The sequence below is a fragment of the uncultured Methanobrevibacter sp. genome, assembly GCF_902769175.1.
Lineage (GTDB): Archaea > Methanobacteriota > Methanobacteria > Methanobacteriales > Methanobacteriaceae > Methanobrevibacter.
The window spans coordinates 1-21,098 of the sequence record NZ_CACXNW010000017.1 but is presented as its reverse complement, the minus strand read 5'-3'; the positions used below and the strand labels follow the sequence as shown (position 1 = coordinate 21,098).

At 30.8% G+C, this 21,098-nt stretch carries 14 protein-coding genes and 1 pseudogene; 10 read left to right on the top strand and 5 right to left on the bottom strand.

Annotated features, from left to right (window positions below; all coding sequences use genetic code 11):
- Positions 1-5 precede the first annotated feature (5 nt).
- The 4 genes from QZV12_RS07060 to QZV12_RS07045 all read right to left on the bottom strand — a co-directional run bounded on the left by QZV12_RS07060 (position 6) and on the right by QZV12_RS07045 (position 3,537).
- Complete coding sequence (locus QZV12_RS07060) at positions 6-791, bottom strand: hypothetical protein (protein WP_295619360.1); 786 nt, start codon at positions 789-791, stop codon at positions 6-8.
- Positions 792-1,121: 330 nt separating this feature from the next.
- A complete protein-coding gene (locus QZV12_RS07055) occupies positions 1,122-2,063 on the bottom strand; it encodes a M48 family metalloprotease (RefSeq protein ID WP_295619357.1) in 942 nt (313 codons plus the stop codon).
- Positions 2,064-2,226: 163 nt separating this feature from the next.
- Positions 2,227-2,625 carry a PaaI family thioesterase gene (locus tag QZV12_RS07050; RefSeq protein WP_295619354.1) on the bottom strand — a complete coding sequence of 133 codons (399 nt, stop codon included), beginning with the start codon at positions 2,623-2,625 and terminating at the stop codon, positions 2,227-2,229.
- A 333-nt stretch (positions 2,626-2,958) separates the two neighbouring features.
- Positions 2,959-3,537, bottom strand: a complete 579-nt coding sequence (locus QZV12_RS07045; protein WP_295619351.1) for a sugar O-acetyltransferase — start codon at positions 3,535-3,537, stop codon at positions 2,959-2,961.
- Positions 3,538-3,941: 404 nt separating this feature from the next.
- Here QZV12_RS07045 and QZV12_RS07040 point away from each other — a divergent pair, with 404 nt between their 5' ends.
- Complete coding sequence (locus QZV12_RS07040) at positions 3,942-4,232, top strand: helix-turn-helix domain-containing protein (RefSeq protein ID WP_295619348.1); 291 nt, start codon at positions 3,942-3,944, stop codon at positions 4,230-4,232.
- Positions 4,223-4,348, top strand: a complete 126-nt coding sequence (locus QZV12_RS07035; protein WP_295619345.1) for a hypothetical protein — start codon at positions 4,223-4,225, stop codon at positions 4,346-4,348. Before QZV12_RS07040 ends, QZV12_RS07035 begins: the two co-directional genes overlap by 10 nt.
- 140 nt (positions 4,349-4,488) lie before the next feature.
- Here the strand turns inward: QZV12_RS07035 and QZV12_RS07030 are convergent, their stop codons facing one another.
- Positions 4,489-5,904 carry a sodium:alanine symporter family protein gene (locus QZV12_RS07030; RefSeq protein WP_295619342.1) on the bottom strand — a complete coding sequence of 472 codons (1,416 nt, stop codon included), beginning with the start codon at positions 5,902-5,904 and terminating at the stop codon, positions 4,489-4,491.
- A gap of 519 nt (positions 5,905-6,423) precedes the next feature.
- Here QZV12_RS07030 and QZV12_RS07025 point away from each other — a divergent pair.
- The 8 genes and pseudogenes from QZV12_RS07025 to QZV12_RS06985 form a co-directional block, all read left to right on the top strand.
- On the top strand, positions 6,424-6,603 hold the full coding sequence (locus QZV12_RS07025; RefSeq protein ID WP_366925546.1) for a histone: 180 nt from the start codon (positions 6,424-6,426) through the stop codon (positions 6,601-6,603).
- Positions 6,604-7,150: 547 nt separating this feature from the next.
- Positions 7,151-7,945, top strand: a complete 795-nt coding sequence (locus QZV12_RS07020) for a hypothetical protein (protein ID WP_295619339.1) — start codon at positions 7,151-7,153, stop codon at positions 7,943-7,945.
- Between the two features lie 41 nt (positions 7,946-7,986).
- Entirely contained in the window at positions 7,987-8,946 is a 960-nt protein-coding gene (locus tag QZV12_RS07015) for an AMP-binding protein (RefSeq protein WP_295619337.1), read from the top strand.
- A gap of 153 nt (positions 8,947-9,099) precedes the next feature.
- Positions 9,100-11,055: a condensation domain-containing protein gene (locus tag QZV12_RS07005; RefSeq protein ID WP_394350728.1), complete on the top strand. Its 1,956-nt coding sequence runs from the start codon at positions 9,100-9,102 to the stop codon at positions 11,053-11,055.
- Positions 11,027-12,298 (top strand): annotated as a pseudogene (locus QZV12_RS07000) (AMP-binding protein); the annotation flags it as partial. The gene QZV12_RS07005 and the pseudogene QZV12_RS07000, both read left to right, overlap by 29 nt.
- Before the next feature lie 99 nt (positions 12,299-12,397).
- Positions 12,398-13,438: a phosphopantetheine-binding protein gene (locus tag QZV12_RS13675; protein WP_366925548.1), complete on the top strand. Its 1,041-nt coding sequence runs from the start codon at positions 12,398-12,400 to the stop codon at positions 13,436-13,438.
- Positions 13,435-17,151 (top strand): non-ribosomal peptide synthetase, encoded by a 3,717-nt coding sequence (locus tag QZV12_RS06990; protein WP_295619334.1) that lies wholly within the window; start codon positions 13,435-13,437, stop codon positions 17,149-17,151. Before QZV12_RS13675 ends, QZV12_RS06990 begins: the two co-directional genes overlap by 4 nt.
- A gap of 83 nt (positions 17,152-17,234) precedes the next feature.
- The coding region (locus tag QZV12_RS06985; RefSeq protein WP_295619331.1) for an AMP-binding protein at positions 17,235-21,098 on the top strand (3,864 nt) is incomplete at its 3' end.

Below are 21,098 nucleotides of genomic sequence, written 5' to 3'. Positions count from 1 at the left end.
TTATCCTAACCGCCTATAAATATATTACTTCCATACTGTGTTTTTTTACCACAAATTGCACCACCATTTTTTTTCGCATAATTTGAAGCGAAATAGGAACCATATATAGAAATTTTTTCAAAGAAAAATATAGCTCCACCATCTCTTTCTTTCACATTATTGTTTATAAATGTGGAATTCCAAACAACAAGTGAATCAGATACTTCACAATATATTGCACCACCATTCTCAGTTGCCACATTATCGCGAAATGTACAATTGATGATTGTGTATTTTGCAGAGCCTACAATAGAAATGGCACCACCATTTTTTGTAAAGTCATTATTACCATTACAAATTATAAGGTTTTTTAATACTATTGATCCACTGCTTGAATAAAATGCAAAGCAACCATCTTGATTTAAACAGTCAAGTTTATGACCATGTCCATCAATGGTTAAATTTTTATTAAACTGGATTCTTGAACCGTAATGTCCTGTATAATCCCTATACAAATCTAAAGTAGATCCGACAGGAGCTTCATTTATCTCAATTTGAAGGTCATCGAATGTTCCAGGTTCCGGATCATCGGCCAATAGTTTGCCATCATCATTATTTTGAGAAATTGAGTTTTCATCAATTTCCGAATCTTCCTCATCAACAATAGAGCTCTCATCTATTTGTAAATAATTTTCCTCATCAACAATTAACGGCCCATCAACAGCAAGGTCATTTAAATCAGCTGCCGAAACAACCGTTATTGATAAAAATAAGAGTATTAATAAAAAATATAATTTCCCTTTATATTTCATCAAGCATCCCCCATATTTATTATATTTATATAAAAAATATAATCCAATATTTATTAATTAATTAATTAATATATATTTTATGAAAACAAGCCATACTGAAAAAGGAATTTCTTCTACTTTTTCACTGCAATTTTGTATAATCCAAAAACGTGCAAAAAAGATAAAAAAAGAATAAAACGAATAACCCCAAAAAACAGTAAAAAAAAAGATAAAAAAAAGAATAAAACGAATAACCCCCAAAAAACAGTAAAAAAAAAAAGATAAAAAAAAGAATAAAATGAATAAAAGTTTAAAAAACCTTTATCAAATTAAATTAAAAATTAAGAGAATTTATTTTAGCTTTTGACCGCAGTTTGTACAGAAATTATCATCAAGATCTGCTTTTTCACCACACTTAGGACCAACAGTGCCTTGAGAAGCTTGTGGAGCAGGACTTGCAGATTTACCATACTCTTTAACTGGTTTTGCATCACCAATGACAGGTCCTGCAGTGAAATCCTTACCGCTGTTAATCTCCTCAATCAATGCTCTCATATTTGCAATTCTTTTATCATCAGATGGGTGAGTAGACAGGAAGTCAAAGTCATTTCCTCCTCTTTGACTCATGCTTTCCCAAAATGCAGGAATCTGATTAATGTCATAGCCAGCCCAATGAATAATAAGCATTCCTAATCTATCTGCTTCCAATTCTTGGTCTCTACCAAATGGCTTTACAAATAAGAAGTCTGCTCCAATATTTGCAGCATTAATAGATGCTCTTGTAATGTCTCCCACTGCACCCATACCGAATATGTCTAAAATAAAGCTTCCAAAATATCCTGCAGTTGCAAGTGTATTCTTTGCACTTTCAACACTTGCACGGGTTCTTGAATGGTCAAGCAATGCATGTGCCATTTCGTGACCTAATATAAAAGCTACACGCTCTTCAGTATTTGCTATATTAAGAATACCTGAAAACATCACTATTTTTCCACCAGGCATACAAAAGACATTTACGGTTTGATCAGCCAATAAATGCACATCCCAATCATAATAGTTTTCAATGTAATCCATTCGGCCTATTTGTGTTAAATAGTTTTCAACAGCTTGAATCAGTCGAATAGTTACATTTCTAACTACTTGGCCATCAGGAGTATTATCCAAGACTTGAGCCTTTTGAATCATTCCATAGTACTGTCTGTATGAATCCTCTAAAAACTGGTCATCATTAACAATATCAAAATGACTTTTACCTGTAAATGGATTTAAACTACTTCTTTTTTCCTTTGCCATTTAATCACCGTTAATACCTCATTAATTAATAAAAATTTTAATTATATGATTATTTGTAATTATTAATTAAAATAATTTACACTTTAATCATAATTTCTAAAAAATATTTAATCAATTTTAAGTTTTGCTAAATGAACCATTATTTAAAAAAAGAATGAAAAAATTACATTTTGTAACCAGTTCCAACAAACTGAGCAATATCTCGCCCTGTGTCATCTGTAATGTCTACATTTAATACAGAAGTTGTTCTTCCATCTTTGCGAACTGTAGCTTTTGCTATGAGCTTTTCACCTTTAGAACCGCTTAAATAATTTATGCTTACTTGAAGACCAACTGTTGGTCTGTGCAATTGATTAGATAAGACTGCAAATGCAAAATCCCCAAGGGTAAAGATAGCTCCACCCATTACAGCACCATATGCATTCTTAAAGTCATCACAGAGCTCTAAGCTGCATACACATGAATCCTCTTCAAGCTCATCTAATTTTACTCCAATGTTTGTTGCAAATTTATCTCCTTTAAAAAATTCTCTTGCTTCATCTATTGATTCAAAAGTAGCCAAAATAATCACCTAAATTTCATATAATATTATTCTATTCAAAATCATTAAAAAGACTATTCTACTTAATAAGGTTTAGGATAATGAAAAAATCATCCTATTCATATTTAAATAAAAAAAAATAACATTAGTTTTATGATTTAAAAAAAAACATCAGCTTTATGATTTTAAATACAAAAACATTAATATTTATGATTTGAATAAAAAAAAAAACATCTGTTTTATGATTTTAAATACAAAAACATTAATCTTTATGATTTGAATAAAAAAACATCTGTTTTATGATTTTAAATAAAAAAACGATTCTTCATTAAAATTTTAGAATAATAAATAAGTTTATTCCTCGGTTTTAACTTTTCTAATGAATTTAGCAGGAACTCCAGCAACTATAGAATTTTCCTCAACATCCTTTGTTACAACTGCACCTGCTGCAATAATTGCACCATCACCTATTGTGACACCAGGTAAAATAGTTGCATTTGAGCCTATCCAAACCTTATTTCCAATGTTTATTGGAAAAGCAATCAAATTAGCCCTATTATTTGGATTTTCTTCATGATTTAAAGTAGCCATAACAACATTATGGCCAATCAATACATCATCCCCGATATAAATTCCACCTTGATCCTGAAATTTGCATCCTGCATTGATAAATACATTTTTGCCAAGATGAATATTCTTTCCAAAATCAGTGAAGAAAGGTGTGAAAATCCTAAATTCATCATCAAGTTCCTGAGAAATCAATTCAGAGAACAATTTCCTTCTTTCATCCAGATCATGGAAATTATAATTCATTCCACAAGTAATTTTTTGAGCTTCAATACTATAATAGTTACAAGCTTCTACAGCCTCAATATCCATAACTAATGTATCGCCAGCATTAAATATATCAAGTAATTCATTCAATTCTAACATGAAAATATATTTGGATTTTATAAAATATAAAAATTTATTAAAAATCTAAAATCATTAAAAAGAAGAAAAAAATAAAAAACACATTAGAAAATTAAAAAGAAGAAAAAGGACGAAAATAAGCAAAAAACATCAAATAAAGCAAATCTTAACAATTTAAGAGTTAATAGATTAATGATTAACAAATTAAGAGTAAATAGATTAATGATTAACAAATTAAGAATAAATAGAAAATAATTAATAAAATAAAGAATAATTAAATAAAATTTAACAAATGTTACCAAATTGTCAACAAATAGATTAAAATTTTAATCAATCATACAATTTTTCAATTATTGAAAATAAAAAGTTTTTATATTTTAAAGAACAAAATATTATTATAAAAAATTTATGTTAGGAGTATTGAGATGATTGAACCAACAGTAGAAATACCACACCATTTAATATATTTTTACAATTTAACTAAAAATTATGAATCAACTTTTGGGAAAAAGGCTAAATCACTTGGAGTAAACACTAATGAAATCCTTATTTTAATAGAGATTTATCATAATGAGGGCATTAATCAAATTGATATTACTAAAAGATATCATATCACAGAAGCAAATATCAGCCAAGTAACAAAAAAGCTATTGAAAAAAGAATTGATTGAGAAAGAGATAGATACTCAAACAATAGAAAAAACATATTGTACTTAACTGAAAAAGGACAGGACCTATGTGAAGAATTGCTTGTCATTTTTAGAGACTGGAACAATAAGATCATTACTGGAATTCCTGAGGAAAACTTGATAATGTTTGGTGAAACCTTGTAAATGATTAATGAAAATTATTACAAGTTAAAGTAAGTTTATTTTTTTCTATTAAAAAATTACTTGAAGTGAAAAAACCAAAAGCCAAACTTAAAATATAAAAGCAAATAAAAAAAAGAAGATTAGATTAGACCAAAATCCAATCATTTCCAGAAATCTATTTCATCAGTATTCAACCCAATAGAGTCTGCTTTAAAAACAGGAGTTTGACCTGCTTTTTTCTGCTTTTCATAATCTTTTAGACAGTCTACGGCAACTTTAGCAAGCATAACACAACAAGGCAGGTTGATTAATGTCATTCCACCCATAGTAATATCAGCCATAGCCCATGCTGCATCCATTGGTATGATAGCCCCTACAAAAACAATCAATGTTGCAAATACATAGAACATATTCATGAATCTCTCTGAAGGAACCTTCTTATTATTCAAGAAAATCAGGGCATTGTCAATATAATAAAGATTTCCTATCAACGTAGTAAATGCAAAAAGCACCATTGCAACAGTGATAAATATAGGACCTGAAGGACCTAAGACTGTAGAAATCGCATTTTGCACATATGGTGCACCTGAAACAACTGCATCCCTTGCAACACCAGTAGACAAGCACATCAATGCATTAGCAGTACACAAAAGTAATGTATCAATATAAACAGATAATGTCTGAGCTAAGCCTTGCTTTGCAGGGTGTGAAACATTTGCAGATGCTGAAGCGTTTGGTGCAGAACCTACCCCTGCTTCATTTGAATACAAACCTCTTTTTATCCCATATACCATACAGGAACCAGCAACTCCTCCTAAGATAGAATGGAAATCAAAAGCATCTTGAAATATTAAAAGAAACATTGCAGGAACGTTTTGTATATTGTAAATTATAACCATCAAACAGATCATCACATATGAAACCCCCATTAATGGCACAACTGTACTGGTAATCCTAATGATTCTACTGCCTCCACCAAATAAACAGTAAGCGGTAAATATGGCAAGGAGAGCACCTATAATTATTGGAGTATATGTTGGATGATAAAAGTAATAATCCATAAATGTTGACTGAAGGTTATAAGAGCACAATAGGTTAAATCCTACTGCATATGTAGCAATTAAAAATATGCAGAAAAGCATTGCCAACTTATGCTTATGCAAAGCCTCTTCAATATAATATGCAGGACCTCCGTAAGCATGCCCTTCAGAATCCTTTCTTTTATAGATTTGAGCAAGTGTACTTTCAGTGAATGCAGATGCAGCACCTATAATGCACATAACCCACATCCAGAAACAAGCTCCAGGACCACCAAGACAGATTGCTGTTGAAACTCCGATAATGTTACCTGTCCCTACCCGTGAAGCTGTTGAAACCAGCATCGCCTGCAATGAAGAAACATCAGAATCATCTTCAGGAGGCTCCTTAATTATTCTAAGGGATTCCTCAAACAGCCTAATCTGGACACCTCTTGTCCTAATGGTGAAATACAATCCTGCTATTGCCATAACAATAATCAGGACAGGATAATACATGACGCTGTCAATTAGATTTAATATAAAAACAATATCTACCATAAAAAATTCCTTTTATTGCTCTATTAGAAAAAACAATAATATTATTCACATAAAAAATTCATTTCACTGCCCTTATTGAAAAAAACAATAAGATATTACACATAAAAAATTCCTTATAAAGCACTATTAGAAAAAAACAATGATTATTTCACATAAAAAATTCCTTATAAAGCCCTATTAGAAAAAAACAATAATTTTTTACAAAATTATTATAGTCGGTTTAATAATTAACAGATTTAGAGTTAACTAAACTAATTAATACTATTTATATCCCATATAATATAATAAGTTATGTTTTAAAAATGGAAAAATTCAAGAAATCACATGAAAGGATGTTACTGAAACTTTTCTATCTTGTTCTAGGGAAGTTATTTTATTTGAAGTAAATACTCCCATTAATCTATTTTACTTTCTTCAAATTTGCATTCTTTTAATCAAATAAAAACTTAATAAATGTAAGTAAGATGGAAAAACTTTAATAATAATTAAGATATAATAGAATTATACAATTATAACGAGATGAAAAATATGGCTATTCCTAAAGCTCCTGTAAAAAGGATTATTCAAGAAGAAGGTGCTGAAAGAGTAAGTGCTGATGCAGTAGATGCATTAGTAGCATACTTAGAAGACAAAGCAGATGCAGTTGCTAAAGAAGCAGTTAAAAACGCAAAAGCTGCGAAAAGACAAACTGTTAAATAAGAAGATATTGCATTAGCTCTTGGCAGTGCAAAAACTGTTGAAGCACCTGCTGAAAACAAACACAATCTTTTTGATGTAGTCAAACAAGTAATTGAAGCTTCATCAGAAGGAAAAGGCTTTGAAGAAATCATTAAGTCCTTTATGAAATTTGAAAAATAATTAAATTATATTGATTTTACTTAAGTCATATACCTTTATTATTTGAAGATTTCTTGCAAAATTATTTTATTTTTTTCTTAAAGTATTTTTTAATTTTTTTAATTTTTTTATTTTTAATTTCAAAAACATGCTATTTTTAAAAAATTATTTAATTTAATTTAAGAATATATGTAAATATATAAATTATTAAGACACTATAATTATTTATTATAATACTAAATTTATTTTAGGTATGGCTAATATGAGAAATTATGAAGTGTTAAAATACTAAATTTTTAGGTATGACTAATATGAGAAATTATGAAGTGTTAAAATACTAAATTTTTAGGTATGACTAATATGAGAAATTATGAAGTGTTAAAATACTAAATTTTTAGGTATGATTAAAATGAGAAATTATGCAGTGAAATTTACATTTATTTCTAGATTATTTAATAAAAGCCAATTGGATTTGGTCTTTAAAGATATTGGAAGTTTTTTAAATCTTCAGTTTGATGAAAAGCTTAATCCGTATATTGCAGTTAATCAAGATATTTATCAATATGAGGATATTTCAAATCAAACACAGGAAAATATTGATAAAATTACCAATGATTTTTTTAATTTCTCTTTTGACAGCATTGTTAATGTTCCACTTTATAAATTTCTCGTTTTAAAAAATAAAGAAAATCTGATAATTTTAGCCAATATACATTCATCAATTTTTAATTATTCAATCATGAAAAAAATTTATAAGCTTTTTAATAATTCAAATGAAAGTTCCATTGAAAATAAGCTTTTAGCACATAAAGATAAAATAACTGATTATTTAAATTCATCTGATTTTGAAAATGAATCTGCTTACTGGAAAGAATATCTTTTGGATGGGGGAGATTATGTTAAATTCTATAATCTCAAATCAAAAAATTATAAAAAATTAAAATTTGATTTAGATAAAAAAAGTATTGATTCCTTTTTAATGAATAATGAAACTTCAAAGTTTGATTTTATTGCTTCAATATTTTCATTATACCTGTCTAAAATAGATAGAACTAAAGGCTGTCTTTTAAAAACAAGCATTCCTTATGAAAATGATGATGTAAAGATATGTGAAAAAGATGCATTACTAAAAATTGAATTTCTAAAAAATAATTCCTTTACTGAATATTTATCTGAATTTAAATCTATTTTGACCTTGCAGTAGAACACACTAAAGTAGATATTGATTATTATATTGATGATACTTTGACTTCCTATTCCATTTATGACTTTAGCGGATTTGATAATATTGATATTTTAAATGGAGAGGGTTCAGCTTTAACATTAAACATTTATGATGATTATTTAGATTTGGTTTATAATTCTGATATATTTTCAGACATTTACATCCAACATATGGGGAATAATCTCAAATCACTAATCGATAATCTTTCCAATTGCCATGATCAACTTTTAAAAGACATAAACATTATTTCAAGAGAAGAGCAATTGTTGCTTTCTGATTTCTGCAAAGGAAAAACAAGAAAAGTCAATAAAGATAAAACATTGTCAATAGGTTTTCGTGAGCATGCAATTATTCATCCTGATGCCATTGCAGTAGATGATGGATTAGAACAGATAAGTTATGGAGAGTTGGAAAAATCAAGTAATTCCATTGCTTATGATTTGAAAGAAAACCATGGCATATCTTTAAAGGATAATATTGCTTTAATGCTTCCAAGAACTTATCACTTTCCAGAGTTAGTATTGGCATTGAATAAAATAGGCGCTTGCTTTATTCCAGTTGATCCACTATATCCTATCAAGCGGATTGAACATATGTTAAATATTAGTGAAGCTAAAAGCATAATTACAACAAAAGAATTTGCACAATCATATGATTTTAAAATTAATGTAATTTGTATAGATGATTTAAATGACAGCGAAGATGTTGAATTGGAAATTATTGGAAATGGTGAGGATTTATTTTCAATCATGTTCACATCAGGAACAACAGGCCTTCCTAAAGGAGTGAAAGTTTTAAATAAACAGATTACATTGTTGTCTTATTCTTTTAAGGATATTTTTAATTTTTCTTATGGTGATGTTGTTGGCTCTTATCTCAGTTTTAGTTTTATTGCTTCATCTGTAATATTTTATGCACTATTCTTCGGAGGATGTTCAGGATATTCAATGAAAAAGAGCGAAAAGATAGTTTACTGTTAATTAAAGAACTTAAAGAAAATCATATGAATAGTTTAGTTTTGCCTCCGAGCGTAGGTGTTCCTATTTTTGAAAATGAAGATTTGAAACTTGATTATCTTATCTTAGCAGGGGCAAAAATTAAACGAACTAAGTAAAAAGGAAAGACATACTAAAATTGTTAATTTTTATGGTACAACAGAAATCAATTATGGCATTACAAAAATTTATGATTTAAATGACATTAAGGATAATCATGTGCCAATTGGTAAGCCTGTCACTAATGCTTGGGCTTATATTTTAGATAAACAGGGAAATCAAATGCCTATTGGTGTTCCGGGAGAAATATGCATATCAAGTGATTACATAAGTCCAGGATATTACAATAATCCAGAAATGACAAATGAAAAATTTGTGGACAATCCTTACAGTACCTGTGAAGATAATAAGAGAATGTATAGAACAGGGGATATTGGATTTTATAATTTCAATGGCGAAATTGAAATCATGGGTCGTGAAGATGATCAATTGTCTGTTAGGGGATTTCGTATTGAATCCAACGAGATTTTAAACATCATGAAAGGTTTTGATGAGATTAGAGATATTTATTTGGATGTGGATCATGATAATCTTGTTGCATATTATACCACCAATGCTGATTTCGATATCATGAAAGTTAAAAAGGCTTTGAAGCTTGAATTACCTGACTATATGATTCCTTCTCTTTTTATTGAATTAGAGGAGATGCCTTTAAATGCAAATGGTAAGATTGATAAGTTTGCATTGAAAAATATCAGAGAAACTACTGAAATACATATTGTTGATGACGAGACCCTCAACATTGTTTTAGAGGCTTTTAGAGAAGTTTTGAATAATGATTTTATTTTAATTGACAGTGATTTTGTAGAGTGGGGAGGCAATTCCTTGTCTGCAATGAATCTGCAGATGCTGTTAAATCAAAACTTAGGTGTTAGTTTATCTTCCAGTGACATAATTGAGCTTTCCACACCGGTTAATATAGCAAATCATATCAAATATAATTTGGAAAGTCATTTATCCAATACTGTCAGTTATTCATTTGAGGATTTATGTCCTCTCTCTGAATCTCAATTAAATGTTTATCTTGATGAAACTGTTAAGGAAATGAACACAGCATATAATAATCCATTTAAAATTGAATTTAAAAATGATTACTCATTTGCTGATATAAAAAAAGCTTTAAGCAGTTTGTTTGATTGTTTCCCTATATTGAAAGCTCGCATAATAAATGATAATGGTATTTTGTCATTTAGTTTTGACGCCGAGCCAAAAATAGATAAAGGTCTCCCAAGTGATTTGCATTCCTTTGTACAGCCTTTTAATTTTGATGAATCCTTATCCAGATTTCTATTTGTGAAAAATAATGATTCTTCTTTTTTATGTATAGATATTCATCACATGATTTTTGACGGTACCTCCTTGAACATTTTATTAAATAAATTATTCTCTATTTTGAATAATGAATATGATGATGATTTTATTGACAATGGTGTTTTAAGAGCAATTTCATTTGAAGAAAATATCAGTTCAGATTATATGGCAAATGCTCAAGAGTTTTTTGAGGAAATATTGGCTGATAGGGATGATGCAGGTGAATTGGTGGATTTATCCTATGACAGCTCTGATTTTGAATTTATTGATACATTTGATATTGACCAAGAATATCTTGATTCATTTTTGCAAAATAATTCAATAACTTACAATCAATTTTTCTCATCTGTTTTTGCTTATACTTTATCCAGATTTGCAGGTTCCGAGAAAGTCTTATTTAATTTGGTTGAAAATGGTAGAGGCCATATTGATTTATCCCAATCTGTAGGTATGTTCGTTCGCACATTGCCTGTTTTATTGGATTGTTCAAATCAGGACATTAGTTCCTTTTTAGATGTTTCTTCAAATGTGATCAATTCTGTGATGAAATATGATTTATATCCATTCCGTCTTTTAGCCAATGCATTTGATTTGAATTCTAATATCTTATTCCAATATTCACATGATCTTTTTAGTAATTTGTTGGATAAGGAGAAGTTTGGTTATTCTGTTGATGAATTAAATCATGATTTGAATGCAGAATTATCAGTTTTTCATATATGATTCTGATAAGAATAGATTTACAATTAGAGTTTTATACTCTGATAAATATTCAAAAGACTATGTTAAACATTTTGTTGATTCATATAAGTTGATTTTACAGGATATGACCCATAAAGATAAGTTATCAGATATTAATTATACATTAAATGAGGATATAAGTCTTTTAGATAAATATAATCAAACAGAACATGAATTTGAATATGATGACATTTTAGATGCATTTAATGATAATTTGATTAAATATGAAGACAATATATTGGTTGGTTATAAGGATAAGGCTTACACCTTTGGAGAAAGTGCATTTATAATTAATGAAGTTGCTGAAGGCCTTAAAGGCCTAGGCACCAGCAAACAGGATTTTGTAGCTTTGTTTGTTCCTCGCTCTGCATGGTTCCTCTTAGCTAGCATGGGTGTTTTGTCTCTTGGTGCAGTTTATGTTCCTATTGATACCTCTTATCCTGATGAACGTATTTTGCTAATGCTTGAGGACAGTGGATGTGAAGTCGTTATTGCTGTTGATGAAAGCAAACAGCGCATGAATGAAATCATTACTGAAAATAATTTGGATATAAGCATTTTAAATGTTTCAGATTATATCAACAAGAATATTGGTAGTTTAAATCATTTGGATCATGCAGATGTTGATGAAAACGACATTGCAATTCTTCTCTACACCAGCGGTACTACCGGAACCCCAAAAGGTTCTTTAACAACTAGAAAAGCTTTAAATAACTTTGTTTCATGGTAGGTTAATGAAACTGAATTCACATCTAAGGATATCTACGGAATGCATTGCTCTTATGTCTTTGATATGCATACACATGCAGTTTATTCACCGGTCATAACTGGAGGTTCATTATATGTTGTTCCAGATGATATTAGACTAGATTTAAAGGCCTTAAATGATTATTATGTTGAGCATGGCTGTACCCATACATATATCACAAGTCAAGTAGGTAAGTTGTTTGCTGAAAGTGGTATGGACACTACAATCAAATTATTATGCTTCGGCGGAATGAAACTTGGTGAATTGAATGCACCAGATTCCATCGGCCCATTTGAAACTTATGGCCCTTCAGAAAACCTTGCAGTGTCCACCAGCATCTTTGCAAATAAACGTATTCATCACTCCAGCATAGGACACTTTATCAGCAATGTAAAAGGTTATGTTTTAGATAAGGAACACCGCCGTGTACCTATTGGTGCAGTAGGGGAGTTACACCTTGCAGGTCATCAATTAACACCAGGCTACTTGAACCGAAAAGAGGAAAACAGCAAAGCATTTCATGCAAATCCCTTCGATGACGATGAAAATTATAGCCGCATCTACAGCACTGGAGATATGGTTAGATTCTTAAGTGACGGCACATTAAGCATCGTTGGCCGTCGTGACAACCAAGTTAAGATTCGAGGAAATAGAGTAGAACTTACAGAAGTCGAATCAGTAATAAGAACTATTGATTTCATTGAAGATGTTACTGTCCAAACAGTCCAAAATAATGGCAACAACGAATTGGTAGCCTATGTAGTCATATCCAATGATTTAGACAATAATAATTTAGAAAATAATTTAGAAAATAATTTAGAAAATAATTTAGAAAATAATTTAGAAAATAATTTAGAAAATTTAGATAATTTAGATAATTTAGATAATTTAGATAATTTAGATAATTTAGATAATTTAGATAATAATGATTTAAACGACAATGAGTTGCTTGACTATGTTCGCAAATATGTGAGCGAACGTAAACCAGATTATATGATTCCATCATTTGTTATTAAAATGAATTCCATTCCTCTGAATGTAAATGGTAAAGTGGATAAGCGTGCTTTACCTAAAGTCGATATAGACAGTCTACATGCAGAATATGTTGCTCCAAGAACCGAAAACGAAAAAGCAATTGTGAAAGCCTTTGAAAATGTTTTCAATCAGGAAAATATTGGTATTTATGATGATTTCGTTCGTTTAGGTGGGGATTCATTAACTGCAATTAAGCTATTGCCTTATCTTGAGGATTATAATATTGCTGCTGCAGATATATTGAGTTTACGCACTCCACAGTCTATTGCAAATCATATTGTTGAGAATCTATTTGATTCTGATGTTTATTCCTTAGATGAAGGCTGTCCTTTAAATGAATCCCAATTAAATGTTTATTTGGATATTGTTGCAAACAATAAATTTGACACTAATATCCTTCCTTTGCATATGAGAATTTCAAAGGAATATGATATCGATGCAATCAAAAATGCTTTAGAGGAAATCCTAATTATTCACCCGATTTTAGGCATGTGCGTCAGTGATGAATTTGAAGTTCCATATTTAGTAAAAGGATCTAAACCTCCTATTGTCATTGAATCAGATGCAATGATGATTATTTGAAAGAATTCCTAACCAAACCATTTGATTTGCATGAAGGATTATGCAGGTTCCTGATTGTTTTAAATGATGAGGATTATAGCTTATATGAGGTATTCCATCATATCATATTTGATGCATTATCTAAAACAGTATTCACATGGGACTTATCAACTATTCTTGAAGGATTATATATCCCTCCTGAAAATTCATTTTTAAAGGTATCTGCATTTAACCAACAAATTCAAAAAACACAGGAATATTCTGAAGCCAAATCATTTTATGACAATATGCTAATAGATATTGATGAAACTAATGACTTGATAGATCTTATTGGCGGTGAAAGTTCCGGATATTATTCCAGTGAATTAGATATAGACTTAACTGACTTTTTTTCAAGAAATAAGATTAGTGAGAATGCATTATTCACTAGTGTATTTGCATATACCTTGTCCAGATTCACTGGCAGTGAAAAGGCATTGTTTAACATTATAGAAAATGGACGCAGCAGATTTAATAATTTTGATTCAATAGGAATGTTTGCAAATACCCTGCCAATAATTATTGATTGTAAAAACCAAGATATTGATTCATTTATGGATTATATTTCAAATAGAGTTTATGATGTAATGAAATATAATTATTATCCTTTCAGATTACTTGCAAATGAATATAACATCAATTCAAACATCCTATTCCAATTTATGCCAGACTGGATAAAAGAAGATGAAATCCTTAAGACTGACAGCAGCATAATTCAAGAAATGAGTGACATGATTGCTGATTTAACAGTGGAAGTCATTCAAAGAGGAGACAATTATAATTTATCCATTACATACTCAGACAAATATTCCAACGAATTCATAAAATCCTTTGCATCTTCTTATGAACTAATCTTAAATGGAATGCTCAACGCCAACAAATTAGGAGACATTAATTACACATTAGCATCTGATTTAGACATTATAAATCAATATAACTCTACTGAAACTAAATTGAATTACAATGATATTTTAGATGCCTTCAATGATTGCCTCATTAAGAATCAAAACAATAATTTGGTTTCCTTTAAAGATACTAATTACACTTATGCCGAAAGAGCATTTATTGCAGACAAAATAGCCAAAAAATTAGTTGATTTAGGCATCAAACTCCAAGATAATGTCTCATTCTTAGTGGATCGTTCAGAATTATACATGTTCTGTGTTTTAGGTATCTTATCTGCAGGTGCAACTTATGTTCCTTTAGATGATAAATTGCCAGAGGAACGTATAGATTTCATAATAAAAGATAGCCAATCTAAAATCATCATAGTTTCCAATGAAACTCTTGAACGTGTAGAAAACCTTAAAAATGATGATTTAAGCATCTTAAATCTTTCAGATATCCTTAATGAGGATATCGGCTCTTTGAATAAATTGCCTATTGAATACGGTGAATTGGCTTGCATATTATACACTAGCGGTACCACTGGCATCCCTAAAGGAGTTAAATTCACTAGAAAATCTCTTTTAAATGTTTCACAGTCTTACGTCGATATTTATGACTTAAGCAGCGCAGATATCTTTGGACTATACTCATCTATCGGTTTTGATGTATCCAGTTTTGTAATATCTGCTGTCATCTATTCCAGAGCTTGCTTATGTGTAATTCCTGAAGAATTAAGGTCCAATATGATAAAAATGAATGACTATTTCATGAATCATGGCGTGACTCACACATTCATCACAACCCAAGTTGCAAAGCTATTTATGCAAAGCATTGAGAAAACTTCATTAGATGTTTTGCTTGCAGCAGGCGAAAAGTTAGGTAAAGTTGACAGTCCCCACAACTACCAGTTAATAGATGCTTATGGACCAACTGAAGCTTTCGCATTTGTATCATCTATCAATAATTCCTTAAAGATCAATGAGTCCTCTGTTGGTCTATTAAACAATAACACTAAAGCATATATTTTAGATGATGAATTTAGAATCGTTCCAAATGGTGCTGTTGGAGAATTGTATTTGGCAGGCTATCAAGTCGCTAAAGGCTATTTAAATCGAGAAGAAGAAACAAATAAAGCATTTATCGAAAATCCATTTGATGATAATCCAGAATATGGCACATTATACCGTACAGGAGATATGGCAAGAATTCTGCCTGATGGCTCATTAGGTATTGTTGGCCGTCGTGATAGCCAGATAAAAGTGAGAGGCAATCGTGTTGAATTGCAAGAAATAGAATCTGTAATCCGTGAAATTGATTTTGTTCTTGATGCTACTGTTCAAACAATCTTAAATGAAGGAAACAATGAATTGGTTGCTTATGTTGTTGTGTCTAATGATTTGGACAGCAATGAATTAGCCGATCGTGTTCGCGAATATGTAGGGGAACATAAACCAAGCTATATGGTTCCATTATTTGTTATTCCATTAGACCATATTCCATTAAATGTAAATGGCAAAGTTGACCGTCAAGCATTACCTGATGTCGATTTGGATAGTTTGCACGTTGATTATGTCAAAGCAACTAATGAAACTGAAAAACATATAATTGATGCTTTTGAAACAGTATTTGAACAGAAGAATATCAGTCTGTTTGATGATTTTGTTCGTCTTGGCGGAGATTCAATTAAGGCCATTCGTCTTATTTCCATGCTTCAAGAAAAGGATATTTTTTGCACTGCAGGCAATATTTTAAATCATAGGCCCCCTTATTTAATTGCACAAAACTTAGAGGAAAATAAGGAAGCTGTCCATTATGAATCAACTGAAGGCCTTATTGATTTATTGCCTATTCAAGAGTATTTCTTTGATCAAATCAATAGCAATATCTTCATACAGCAGTTTATAGTAAAGGCTAAAGAAAACTTAGATAAGGATATTTTACAGAAAAGTTTTGATGAATTGACTAATATCCATGATATCTTGCGTGTAAGATATAATAATAAAGATGGAAAGCAAATTCAAGAGATATTGCCTTTAAATACTCACATTGTTGAAATTAATGAATATTCCATTTTAGAGAATTTTGAAAAAGCAATTTGGGATATCTTTATTGATTCATCATACTCAATTAACCTTGAGAATAAACTAATTGATGTTAGTTTGATTCATTATGAGGGCATTTCTTATCTTATGATTGTTATTCATCATTTGATTGTTGATGGAGTGAGTTGGAATATTTTGCTTAGTGACTTGACTTATATTTACTATCGTCTAAAAGCGGGAAAAGAAATAGACATATCAAGACCATACCCTTATAAAAATTGGATAAAGGATGTAAAAGAATTAGTTAAAGACATTTCCATTGAGGAAAAACAACATTGGAAAGAGGTTCATAGTTTATTGGATAATTCCGAAATTAAAGGACCATCTAATGTTTTTTCATTTAAAGTCGATTCAAATTTTGATGCTAATAACTTATTAGGATTATCCGAAGATGAATTTTTAGCTTTAGCAATTTCACGAGCGTATAAGAAAGTTTATGATTCAAACATTATTTTCAATCGTGAATCTTATGGTCGTGATGAGAGCATAGCCAATCTTAATAGAACAGTTGGATGGTTCACTAGCCAATATCCAGTTGCTGTTGATGTGAATTGTGAATATGATAATATTTCCTTAATAAAAGATGTTTATAGTCTTAAAACCTCATTTAAAGATGTTAATCATCTAGGTCTAAATTATGCATCTTTGATTTTTACAATAAGGAATTTGAATATAGGCATTGCCCAGTTACATTTAACTTTTTAAGTACAGAATTTATATTTAAAAATAAGTTATTTGAATCAATAAATTATTATTTGACTCAAGGCAATGAGATTAATTTTAATTTGTTGGATTCAGAGTCTTATGGAATCACTCTCAATGCAATACCATTAGAAGATTCCTATCTTTTCGGTGGAAATTATGCAATGGACACATATTTAGCGAAAAGGTTTGATTTATTTATTGAAACTATCGAATCTGAAATGAAATTCATTGCCAATTATGAATTTAAAGAAGACAATACTGTTTGTTGTTTATCTGAATCCCAATTAGGTGTTTATCTGGATGAAAAGGTTAATGATAAAAGTACTGCTTACTCTGTGCCAGGTTTTGTTGATTGTGGATTAGATCATTCAGTAGATGAAATTAAAAATGTCATTTGCTCCATAATCGATAAGCACCCAATATTGAAAGGTCGAATTTTAGACACAGATGACATGCCTATTTTAGTTTGTGACAGTTTTCCTTCAATTGAAATTGTAGAATCTGAAGATTATGCTAATTTTATTCAGCCCTTTGATTTAAATAAATCTATGGCGAGATTTTTCATTGTTGACGGAGATGATAGCCGATTTGTATTTTATGAGATGCATCACATAATTAGTGATGCAACTTCCCGTGCAATTTTGGATAATGAGTTTAGTAAAGCATTTGAAGGGAAATTAGATGATCATATTGATTTAGGTTTTGTTCAAAGCAGCATTGATTCCTTTAATTCCCAATTTGAATTAAGGTATGAAACCGCTTATGAATTCTTTAAAGATCTGTTTGCAGATAATGATGATGTTCAGCATATATTGAAAGATGTTGAAGGCGCCACAGGCAGTGTCACTCTCCCTATTCCTCATGTTCGTGATAGAGTAGATTCATTTATTGAGAAAAATGGTATCAGCATTGGCGGTTTTTTAAATGCCGTTTTTGCATATACTTATTCACGGTTTACTGGAGGAAATAAAGTTTATTTCACTTTCACAGAACATGGCCGTCATGAAGCATACAATCAGAATGCCTTAGGCATGTTTGTTCGCACCATACCAATTATTGTTGATTGTAAAAATAATTTTATCACAGATTATGTTTGTGATGTTTCTGATTTGATTCTAGAGGCTATGTCCAATAGCACTTATCCATTTAGACTTCTTGCAAGGGAATTTGATTTGATTAATAACGTTTCCTTTGAATATAATTATGATTTAAATGATACTCAAGAGATTAGTGATGAAATAACATTTAGTGATGATGCTGATCGCATTTCTGATTTTTTATGTGTAGTTAATGACTTGAATGACGGCTTTGCTGTCAGTGTCAGTCATTTAGATATGTTCAGTCAGGATACTGCAGAAAGATTTGTTAATGTATTTAAAGAAGTTTTATTTGGATTCTTGGATAAAAATGAATTAAAGGATATTGATTATGTTTCTGATGATGATGTTCATATATTTAATGATTTAAATATAACCGAGCACACTTTAGGATATGATGATATATTAGATGCCTTTAATGACAATCTTGCAAAAGGCCAGGATAAGAAGCTTGTGACTATGAATGATAAGTCCTATACCTATGGCGAAGGAGCTTATATTGCAGATAAAATCGCCAAACGCTTAAAAGATGAAGGCATTGCCCCTAGCGATTGCGTAGGATTTTTCACTGAAAGATCAGAGCACTATATGTTCTCTACTTTAGGAATTTTATCCCTAGGAGCAATTTATGTTCCTTTAGATGACAACTACCCTAATGAACGAATAGAGTTTATGATTAAGGATACAGATGCCAAAGCAATTCTTGTAAGTGATGAAACTTATATCCGAGCTAAAGAGATAATTGATAATATTCGCGAGAATAACAGTGGTGATAACAGTAATGCTAGCAGTGATGATGGCAGAAATGCTAGCAGTAATGATATCTATGGAAGCATTAGAGAGGATATTGTTCTTATAAACGTTTCAGACATTGCTAATGAGGGCATTGGCAGTTTAAATAATTTATCAGTAAATTATAATGATTTAGCTTGCATACTGTACACAAGCGGAACTACCGGAGTTCCAAAAGGTGTAAAAATCACAAGAAAAGCTATCCTTAATCTTATCGAAGCTTACATTGACCAAAGCGGATTAAGCAATGATGATGTTTACACCCTCTATTCCTCAATCGGTTTTGATGCAGCATCTCAAGCAATATGTCAAACTTTCTATAGCGGCGCTTGCTTATCCATAGTTCCAGAAGACATCAAATTGAATATGGGCGATTTAAATGAATATTTCTGCAAACAATCAGTTACCCATACTATGATGACCACCCAAATAGGAAAGCTCTTTATTGAAAATGTCCATGATTCAACTTTAAATGCTTTAACCGTTGGTGGAGAAAAGCTAGGGGAAATCACAAACCCTAAGGATTATGAATTGTTTGATAGTTTTGGACCTACAGAAACATTTGCATTTATCACATCAACCAATAATGCAGATAAATTGGACCCTTCATCAGTAGGTGCCTTGAATTATAATTCAAAAGTTTATATCTTAGATAAGGAACATCGCCGTGTACCTTTCGGTGCAGTAGGAGAATTATGCATTGCAGGCTATCAACTGTCTGCAGGATACCTAAACCGTGAAGAAGAGACAGAAAAAGCATTCATTAAGAATCCATTTAACAGCGATTGCAATTATGATATATTGTATCGCACAGGAGATATGGCAAGATTGCTGCCTGATGGAACAATCGGCATTGTTGGCCGTAATGACAGCCAAGTTAAAATCCGAGGAAATCGTGTCGAACTCACAGAAGTCGAATCAGTAATAAGAAACATTGAATTCATTGAAGATGTTACAGTCCAAACAGCCAATAATAACGGCAACAACGAATTAGTAGCCTATGTCGTTGTATCCAATGATTTAGATAATAACGATTCAGATGACAATTATTCATATAATAATTATTTAAATGACAATGATTTGATTGACCATGTTCGTGAATATGTAAGCGAACGTAAACCTGATTATATAGTCCCTTCATTTGTTATTAGACTAGAAAGCATTCCTTTAACTGTAAACGGCAAAGTGGATAAGCGTGCTTTACCTCAAGTCGATACAGACAGCCTACATGCAGATTACATTGCTCCAAGAACCGAAAACGAAAAAGCAATCGTAAAAGCCTTTGAAAAAGTATTCCGCAACGACAAAATAGGCATATACGATGATTTCATCCGCCTTGGTGGGGATTCCCTAACAGCCATAAGATTATTATCCCACCTCGAAGACTACAACATTGCAGCTGCAGACGTGCTAAGCCTACGCACACCAATAGCAATAGCAGCAAACATAAAAGACGAAACCCTTGATTTAAACATATATACACTTGAAGAACCATGTCCATTAAATGAGCCTCAGCTAAATGTATACTTAGACATCATTGCAAATGACAAGAAGGATTCATATATCATACTATTAACCATGAAAATACCAAAAAAATATGCCAACGAACATATAATCAAAAACTTAAAGAATATGTTCAATGCTCACCCTATCCTAGGCATGTGCATAAGCGATGAGTATGAAATACCTCACCTAATAAAAGGATCAGAACCAAAGATTACAGTAGAAGATAATGTTGATGAGGACTGCATCACAGAATTCCTAACCAAACCATTCAACTTAAAAGAATCACTATGCAGATTCCTGATTCATGAAAAAGAAGACAGCAACATATTATATGCTAGATTCCACCACATCATCTTCGACGCCTTATCAGACTCTACATTCAAACGTGATTTGCAACAACTCTTAGAAGGCAAAACTCCAAATGTAGACGATTCATTCTTAAAAGTAGCCGCATTCAATCAAGAAATACAAAAAACCAAAGAATACACCAAAGCAGAAAACTTTTACGAAACCATGCTAGCAGATTGCGACGAAGCAGAACCATTATTAAAT

What these genes read in the sequence shown, in the direction of transcription:
- QZV12_RS07040 (WP_295619348.1), top strand. Translation starts at nt 3,942, where the DNA reads ATGATTGAACCAACAGTAGAAATACCACACCATTTAATATATTTTTAC.
- QZV12_RS07060 (WP_295619360.1), bottom strand. Translation starts at nt 791, where the DNA reads ATGAAATATAAAGGGAAATTATATTTTTTATTAATACTCTTATTTTTA.
- QZV12_RS07025 (WP_366925546.1), top strand. Translation starts at nt 6,424, where the DNA reads ATGAAAAATATGGCTATTCCTAAAGCTCCTGTAAAAAGGATTATTCAA.
- QZV12_RS13675 (WP_366925548.1), top strand. Translation starts at nt 12,398, where the DNA reads ATGGTTAGATTCTTAAGTGACGGCACATTAAGCATCGTTGGCCGTCGT.
- QZV12_RS07020 (WP_295619339.1), top strand. Translation starts at nt 7,151, where the DNA reads ATGAGAAATTATGCAGTGAAATTTACATTTATTTCTAGATTATTTAAT.
- QZV12_RS07055 (WP_295619357.1), bottom strand. Translation starts at nt 2,063, where the DNA reads ATGGCAAAGGAAAAAAGAAGTAGTTTAAATCCATTTACAGGTAAAAGT.
- QZV12_RS07030 (WP_295619342.1), bottom strand. Translation starts at nt 5,904, where the DNA reads ATGGTAGATATTGTTTTTATATTAAATCTAATTGACAGCGTCATGTAT.
- QZV12_RS07045 (WP_295619351.1), bottom strand. Translation starts at nt 3,537, where the DNA reads ATGTTAGAATTGAATGAATTACTTGATATATTTAATGCTGGCGATACA.